The 4,475-nt window shown below is 54.5% G+C and carries 5 protein-coding genes; 1 reads left to right on the forward strand and 4 read right to left on the reverse strand.

The window, feature by feature from the left end; all coding sequences use genetic code 11:
* From HALA3H3_RS00005 to HALA3H3_RS00020, 4 genes are all read right to left on the reverse strand, one after another.
* Positions 1-314: DUF6691 family protein (locus HALA3H3_RS00005; RefSeq protein WP_053856837.1), on the reverse strand; the 314-nt coding region annotated here is incomplete at its 3' end.
* Between the two features lie 23 nt (positions 315-337).
* Positions 338-1,096, reverse strand: a complete 759-nt coding sequence (locus tag HALA3H3_RS27725; RefSeq protein WP_022519601.1) for a DUF6691 family protein — start codon at positions 1,094-1,096, stop codon at positions 338-340.
* Positions 1,093-1,560 (reverse strand): YeeE/YedE family protein, encoded by a 468-nt coding sequence (locus HALA3H3_RS00015; RefSeq protein ID WP_022519602.1) that lies wholly within the window; start codon positions 1,558-1,560, stop codon positions 1,093-1,095. The genes HALA3H3_RS27725 and HALA3H3_RS00015 overlap by 4 nt, the downstream gene beginning before the upstream one ends.
* 29 nt (positions 1,561-1,589) lie before the next feature.
* Positions 1,590-2,456 (reverse strand): MBL fold metallo-hydrolase, encoded by an 867-nt coding sequence (locus HALA3H3_RS00020; RefSeq protein ID WP_022519603.1) that lies wholly within the window; start codon positions 2,454-2,456, stop codon positions 1,590-1,592.
* Positions 2,457-2,655: 199 nt separating this feature from the next.
* Between HALA3H3_RS00020 and htc2 the strand changes: the two genes are divergently transcribed.
* Positions 2,656-4,272, forward strand: a complete 1,617-nt coding sequence (gene htc2 / locus HALA3H3_RS00025; RefSeq protein WP_022519604.1) for a methyl-accepting chemotaxis protein Htc2 — start codon at positions 2,656-2,658, stop codon at positions 4,270-4,272.
* Positions 4,273-4,475 lie beyond the last annotated feature (203 nt).

Raw genomic sequence — 4,475 nt, forward strand, 5'->3', positions numbered from 1 at the left:
GCTGGCCCTGGGCAGTAGCCGGAAAGTCCCCAGCCAATGCCAAACAGAGCCGCGCCCCCTAACAACTTTGCGTCTAACTCCCGTTTGGCCGGTAACTGAAAGACGCCACCCAATAGTGGTGCAGTACGCTTGAATACCAGCCGATAGCCGATAAAGGTGGTGACGACAGCCCCGCCCAATACGAACATCAGCGTTGGATCCCAGGCGCCCGCTACGTCTAGAAACCCCACAACTCGCGCGGGGTCGGTCATGCCTGAAACAGCTAAGCCGATACCGAAAAGTAGCCCCGCCGCATAGCCTGCCGCTGTTTTCATCCAATGACTCTTGTTTGACTGACTCATACTCCACCACCTAGGCCTAGCATGTGGCGCGAGATATAAACGGTCACTAGCGCCGTTAGCAAAAACATACCAGTGGCCGCCATGGAGCGTGGTGCCAAACGCGCCAGCCCGCACACGCCATGGCCGCTGGTACAGCCACTGCCCAGCCCTGTGCCTACGCCCACTAACAGCCCAGCCACCAGCATTAACCCTACGCCTCCCACCGGCGCGCCAATCACCTCACCAGGGCTTTCGGCAACGTTGCCTAAACTACCACCTAGCGCCATAAGCAGAAGCGGGCCGCTAATCAGCCCTAACAGAAAAGCCACTCGCCAAGCGCTATCGCCAGCAAAACGCCTCGCAAAAAACCAACCCAACACCATGGTCACCAGCATGGCCAATAGCGGTAAGGAAAGACCGCCGATGGAGGCTATCGCTGGCCCTGGGCAGTAGCCGGAAAGTCCCCAGCCAATGCCAAACAGAGCCGCGCCCCCTAACAACTTTGCGTCTAACTCCCGTTTGGCCGGTAACTGAAAGACGCCACCCAATAGTGGTGCAGTACGCTTGAATACCAGCCGATAGCCGATAAAGGTGGTGACGACAGCCCCGCCCAATACGAACATCAGCGTTGGATCCCAGGCGCCCGCTACGTCTAGAAACCCCACAACTCGCGCGGGGTCGGTCATGCCTGAAACAGCTAAGCCGATACCGAAAAGTAGCCCCGCCGCATAGCCTGCCGCTGTTTTCATCCAATGACTCTTGTTTGACTGACTCATACTCCACCACCTAGGCCTAGCATGTGGCGCGAGATATAAACGGTCACTAGCGCCGTTAGCAAAAACATACCAGTGGCCGCCATGGAGCGTGGTGCCAAACGCGCCAGCCCGCACACGCCATGGCCGCTGGTACAGCCACTGCCCAGCCCTGTGCCTACGCCCACTAACAGCCCAGCCACCAGCATTAACCCTACGCCTCCCACCGGCGCGCCAATCACCTCACCAGGGCTTTCGGCAACGTTGCCTAAACTACCACCTAGCGCCATAAGCAGAAGCGGGCCGCTAATCAGCCCTAACAGAAAAGCCACTCGCCAAGCGCTATCGCCCTTGGGGCGCTGGGTTATCAAGTTACCCACGATGCCACTGATACCGGCGATACGCCCCAGCGTTGCCATCAGCCAGGTAGCGGAAAGCCCAATTAATACACCCCCAACCAGCCCTTGTAAGCCTGCTGTCCAATCCACTGGTGACTCCTTAGATCGCACTCAAACCGTTAGAAAAAATTAATCGGCACTTTGAGATAGACGGTGCCGTTCTCTTCCGCCGGAGGCAGCTCCCCTGCACGCATATTGACTTGCACAGAGGGAATAATGAGCTTCGGCATGCCTAAGGTGGCGTCGCGCTCAGTGCGCATCTTCACGAACTCGTCTTCGCTGATACCTTCATGAACATGGACATTCTCACTGCGCTGTTCCGCAACGCTGCTTTCATGCTCAAAGTTATCACGGCCGGGGGCTTTATAGTCGTGGCATAAGAACAGCCGCGTCTGCTCGGGAAGCGCCAACACTTTTTGAATAGAGTGATAAAGGGTGCGCGCATCGCCGCCGGGAAAGTCACACCGCGCGGTGCCATAATCCGGCATAAAAAGCGTATCGCCTACAAAGGCGGCATCGCCCACTACGTAGGTTAAACAAGCAGGCGTATGCCCTGGAGTATGCAGCACACGACCTTGTAATTGGCCAACCGTGAACGTATCCCCTTCTTCAAACAGCGCATCAAACTGGCTGCCATCCCGAGCAAACTCACTGCCCGCATTGAACGCCTTACCGAATATCTCCTGCACCTTCACTATGTTGGCACCAATGCCGGTTTTACCGCCTAACTGCTCACGCAGGTAGGGCGCCGCCGAGAGATGGTCTGCATGTACATGGGTCTCCAAAATCCAGACTACATCGAGATCGTGTTCGCGAATAAAAGCGATGATGGTGTTAGCAGATCGCACGTCGGTTCGCCCAGCGGCATAATCAAAATCGAGTACCGAATCTATAATTGCGCAGGCACGTCTATCAGGGTCTTGGACGACATAGCTAAAGGTGTTCGTAGGCTCATCAAAAAAGTGCGTAACGATTGGGCGTTGCATCGTTGCCTCCCATAGGGGTGGTGATCTCAATCTCATGCTATAAAGACAGCATAGTGCATTTTAAGTTCTATATTTAGATTATTTTAGAATATAAGGGTGCTATATATCCCAAAAGAGTGTTCAAGACTATTTTTGCTAAGGTCTGCTCCATTTAGGCCGATAATGAAGGAGTTACTCAATTACAAAAATTAGGAAGAACATGACTCACTTAACAACGACACAAAAACTCTGGGGAACGCTGGGTATTATCTGGGTTGCAATGCTGCTATTGGTTGGCTGGCTTGCCTGGGAGAACCGCCAGACGATTGAGAGCGAACGCCGCGATAGCATTCAATACGTAGTGGAAAGCGTGCAAAACCAAATTGAAGCCCTGCAAGAACGGGTAGCCTCCGGTGAACTTAGCCTGGAAGAAGCGCAGCAGCGTGCGATCGATAATATGTCTAGCGTTAGCTTTGGGGCGGGCGAGTATATCTTTTCATTCAACGATGACTTACTGATTATCTCGCATCCTAGCCGTACACCCGGCACTGACATGACCAATTATGAAGACGCCAGCGGGATGGCGCTGTACCCCGAGTTGCTGCGTGTCGCGCAAGCAGGTGGTGGTCACGTCAATTACTATTCTACCCGCGCGGGTGGCGACGAGCAGCTGCCGAAAACCAGTTATGTAGCACACCTTCCCGAATGGGACTGGTCACTGGCGACCGGCGTTTATGTCGATGATATTAATGCCGCCTTTATTGCCGGTTTGATTCGCTCGATCGTGATACTACTGATCATTGGCCTGCCGGTAACGCTGCTGATGGGATGGGTTATTCGTGATGTTTCTCGTCGTTTAGGTGGAGACCCACGCTATGCAGCCAACGTAGTACGTCATATTGCCGACGGCGACCTGACCCAGGTCACACGGCTTTCGCCGAAGGATCAACAGAGCTTACTTTTTAATATCAACCGGATGCGTGAAGCTCTTGCCGAGACGATTGGTGACATCCACCACGGCGCAAGCCAGGTCAACAGTGGCGTAGAGCAGATCGTGGGCGTAAACGAAGAGCTTTCGACCCGCACCGAAGAGCAGGCAGCATCACTAGCTGAAACCGCTTCCAGTATGGAACAGCTCACCGCGACTGTTAAGCAAAATGCTGAACACGCTGACCATGCGCGTAAGCTTGCCACCAGAGCGGCCGATAGCGCTCAGCGCGGCAGTGACTCGATGTCGTCCGTAACGACCACTATGGCGACGATTAACGAAAGCGCCACACAGATGAGCAGCATCGTTAACACCATTGACGGTATCGCTTTCCAAACCAATATTTTGGCACTGAACGCGTCAGTTGAAGCCGCCCGAGCAGGTGATCAAGGGCGCGGCTTTGCGGTTGTCGCCAATGAGGTTCGTCAACTTGCCAGCCGCTCAGCTGCTGCGGCACAGGAGATTAAAACGCTGATCGAAGCGTCGGACAGCAAAGTAGTTGAAGGCAGCCGCCAAGTACGCGACACCGGTGATGTGATTAACAGCATGGTCGATGATATCAAACAGCTCAGTACGCTGGTTCAGGAAATTTCTGCGGCTACCATTGAACAGAGCAGCGGCATTGAGCAGGTCAACCAAGCGGTAACGCAAATGGATCAAATGACCCAGCAAAATGCCAGCTTGGTGCAAGAAAGCACTCACGCGACTCAAGCCCTGGCCCAGCTCAGCGCCCAGCTGCGCCAACTGGTTGCCCACTTCCGCATTCACCAGAGCACGGAGCATACACAGGCAAGCTTACCCGCCTCCTCACCCGCCCCGCAGACCGCTCATCAGCATAGCGATTTTTGATGTTTTGTCATTGCGAGCGCAGTGAAGCAATCTCATGGTTACCTGCCACCGCAGATCGAGATTGCCGCGTCGCTGCGCTCCTCGCAATGACGTAGGTGATATCATTGAAATCCTCTACCTGTCATTGCGAACGTAGTGAAGCAATCTCGGGGTTAATCTGCCACCGCCGCCAAAGATTGCCGCGTCGCTGCGCTCCTCGCAAT

The sequence above is a fragment of the Halomonas sp. A3H3 genome (assembly GCF_000982975.1).
Lineage (GTDB): Bacteria > Pseudomonadota > Gammaproteobacteria > Pseudomonadales > Halomonadaceae > Vreelandella > Vreelandella titanicae.